Raw genomic sequence first — 3,605 nt, forward strand, 5'->3', positions numbered from 1 at the left:
AAAAACTCATTTAAATCACTTTGCTATTAAGTACAAATTGATTCTTAGAGCGAACCAGATTGCTTGGCAGGAGCTTAAAAATATGGCAGCTTAAAATTGACCGTGCGTAACATGAGTCATTTAGCCGGTTTTTTTATTGAAACCACCGAACGAAATCCAAGTATTGGTTTATTAGCCATGGCTGCATATATCTATGGCGCCGGGGCTATTTTAGCACCGAGCAAACTTGCCGCATTATTGACAAAATTGCATTTAAAAGGCTTGATTGCCGGCATTGAACCCACACAAAAACTGGCTCATTTCATGAGCCATGGCAAAACGTCTGAAGCCATTTCGGCATCCGCTACCTTTTGGCAAGGAACTATAGCAGGAGGTAATCTTGATAAATTTTTTATTAATGCCATTGAAGCCTTGAAAAATGATCCTGCAGAACTTGCTATTCTTGCCTGTTTAGCGCTATCCATGGGGTATGGAATAACTAAAATTGTCCCTAATCTACAAAAGGAAATGGGTGAATTTCCCTATACTACTTATGCAGCTTTAGGCGGAAAAAGTGGAGCTGCTCTCTATGACATTATTATGCACCCAGGGGATGACTGGCTTCTTGGAACCTGTAAATGGTTTTGTAAAAATACGCTCACTGCCCTAAAAATTACTTTCGCACCTTTTGTGGAGGCCTATTATTATGGCTATAGAAATGGGTTTATCAACGGGTGGAAAAAAAGTTATCGTTTATTAAAAAACAAACTACAAGAAGCTTTAGCAGCAAGTATCGATTTGCTATTGACTTGTTTTACCATACCACTTATTGAGGGCAGCGCCTTATTAATTCATGTGCCTTTTAGAGGCTTTACCAATATCCTTCGCACCCTTTTAAGCTATATGGCTTATGTCAGTGGCCTAAGTACCTTTTCCTCCCCTCTTGCTACTCTCAGCAAAACTTTAAATTATGGCCTCACCTCCAGTTGCAACTGGCTAGAAATGCAGGTTAGTAGAATGAAAGAAAGTATAGTGTCGGGACTCCATATAAAAAGATTGCAACTTTATCATTGGGCTTTTAACTGCGATCAATCGCAAGAGCACTCGGCTCCTGAGCGAGAAAATCAACACTTATACACTACAAAAACCAGTTGTCATGCCAGCAGTTTAAGTCTATTAAATGAGGGGTTAAAAGCGAGATGCTTGGCTAATAATGACAAGATAGAGAACATGCTCCATTATTCTCCATTATTTTCTTCTGCAAAAAACGAACAGGATAGAGAAAATGAGGTAAAATTAATATTCCATGCTAAATTTTAGCAGAGGAAGTGAGATATGTGGTGTAATATTGTTCAATATTATGTATAATTAAATTAATTGAAGTAATGAGGAATATATTTATGGCTAAACATGACCCTAAAAAGCATAGTGATTCATCTTCAATACGCCGTGAACCTCCTCAACAAGAATCCAGTTTAGCAGCGGATAAACAAACTGACTTGATCCAAGCTCATAAAGAAGAATTAAGAAAAACCTTAGCCACTCATAAAAAAGCACCAGAATTTGAGCCGCCTAAACAAGAATTACGTAAGGCAGATCCTAAACCAGCCGAATTAATGACTCCTGAATTGTTTAAACCCTTAGAAAAATGGGCCGAAGACTTCTTTAACACCCCAGAACAAGGGATAGTGCAACCAGGTTCTGAAGAATCTCCTGCGACTTACCTTAGCCAGCATGGACTTAAAACACCCAAAGCTGTTGCCACTTTTCTGCTTACCCCCGCTGGACGGACCGTAACCGAAGAAATCGCTGAACGACAAGCCATTGATCAAGAACGAAGAAATGAACAATTAAGAGAACAAAGAGAACATGAGCTCTTAATGCAGCGGATAAAAATAGCCTTACTTTTATGGTACTTAGGAAGAAAAGCGCACGCATCTAAAAAGGTCAATGAACTAATTCTTGACCAAATTGAAAAAGCCGAAAAACGCCTACACAAAGCTGCTGAGCAATTAAAATCGCCTGAGGAATCAAAATACACAGCAGCTTTAGAAGAGGTAATTCAAGATTATGAGAAGGCCATTAAAGCAGCTCAAGAAGAAGCTCATGCGCTCGATGAAAAAGGGACTCTCTTGAAACAAGATCATGCGTTCTTAATGGGCTTAGGCTTAAAACTCGATCAAAAATATGCAACCTATGATACTAGCTTGAATGAGATGTCAGCTTTACAGCTTCATGATGAGCATGGCAATCTTGATGAAGTGGCCTTTAATGATGCCCAAGCGAAATTTACTGAAGAGATGCACATCCTACAAAAGGAAATTGATTCATTGATTGAAAATGATCAAGATCCCGGTGAAGCATTACAAAAATTAAATGCATTGAACCTCAAGTTCGCCTCAATGCATGACATGAAAGCAATTAGTGAAGGTAGAAAATACGCCTTGGAAACAACTGTTGATGGTGAAGAAGCTCATTTTGTCATAAATAAAGGGGATCAATTGATGACCTTAAATGATGATGATGAGCTGGTAGCTGTGGATCCGAATGATGAAAGCGTTAAAGCTCTTGATAGTTCTAAATTATTCTTCCAAAAAAGCGGCAATCAATTGGTTAAAGATAGTGACGGTAAAATGTATCTATTAAGACCAGGCCAAGACTTAGAAACGGTAAAGCAAAACCCCCAAATGAGTGAAAATGCGCAGCAGGCAGCTAAAGAATCCTTTGAGCGTGTGAAGCAAGAAGTCATGACGGTCAAACATGTCATCGGTTTACACAAAGGCATGGAAAAAGGAGCTCACGATAAACGTGTTCAAGCAACTGAAGAGCTAATCAGTGCTAATAAAGCCGAAAAAGATTTAGTGGACAACCAAGTACGTTTACTTCAAGCAGTACAAGCTGATGCAAGAAATGCATTACGGCAAGCTCCAACCCTTAGCCCTAAACCTGGAGTGGGCAGCCAAATAACGATGACACCTCCTCCACCGACGCCTCGACCTACGGTTACTTCAAGTCAACATTCTTTATCCAGTAGCCAGGTTCCTAGTGTTAAATTTACTCAGCTGTTAAAAGAGTTACAATTGGAAGGACAAAAGAACCAATTATCAATGAAGTATGGCAATAATCCGCAATCACGCCAACTTATCGATAAAGAATTCAACGATCGTTTAAAAAATGGCGCTCGCCCCTTAGCACCTAATGAGTTAATGCAATTGGAAAGAAGGATGCATGCCTTTGGTAAGGAAAATCCTATTGCAGCACAAAGACGCGAGCAATTAGGCCAAAGTGGACCTTATGCAGCACTAAGACAGGACGATGGTCCTTCTCCTACCGCACCTAGACCCGATCCCTTTAAAACGTCTCCTTATTAAGGAGACGTTTAGTTTAGTGTGTTTCATAACCTATTAAACTCTCCATACAGGACAAAGAATCTGTCCTGTGCGGAGCATTAAATTAATTATAACTATTATCTTTTTTTATCCCTGACCAAAGCTATTTAGCAGAAGATACAGGGTCACCTCATGAAAAATTTTGAGATAAGATAGTGGTTAAAATAGAATCATCCCATCCAGCATTTTTTCTGAGCCGCTTAATAGATTGCCTTTTCATCTGATTTTTAGTTAATT

2 protein-coding genes are annotated in these 3,605 nt (G+C 39.3%); both read left to right on the plus strand.

All coding sequences use genetic code 11. The features are described from left to right. Positions 1 to 111: 111 nt before the first annotated feature. Positions 112 to 1,299, plus strand: a complete 1,188-nt coding sequence (locus tag ELY15_RS14515) for a hypothetical protein (RefSeq protein ID WP_127101276.1) — start codon at positions 112 to 114, stop codon at positions 1,297 to 1,299. Positions 1,300 to 1,379: 80 nt separating this feature from the next. Beyond that, positions 1,380 to 3,350 (plus strand): hypothetical protein, encoded by a 1,971-nt coding sequence (locus ELY15_RS14520; RefSeq protein WP_127101278.1) that lies wholly within the window; start codon positions 1,380 to 1,382, stop codon positions 3,348 to 3,350. The last annotated feature ends 255 nt before the right edge of the window (positions 3,351 to 3,605 follow it).

The organism is Legionella sp. km772, from assembly GCF_003989735.1.
GTDB lineage: Bacteria > Pseudomonadota > Gammaproteobacteria > Legionellales > Legionellaceae > Legionella.

What these genes read in the sequence shown, in the direction of transcription:
- ELY15_RS14515 (WP_127101276.1), top strand. Translation starts at nt 112, where the DNA reads ATGAGTCATTTAGCCGGTTTTTTTATTGAAACCACCGAACGAAATCCA.
- ELY15_RS14520 (WP_127101278.1), top strand. Translation starts at nt 1,380, where the DNA reads ATGGCTAAACATGACCCTAAAAAGCATAGTGATTCATCTTCAATACGC.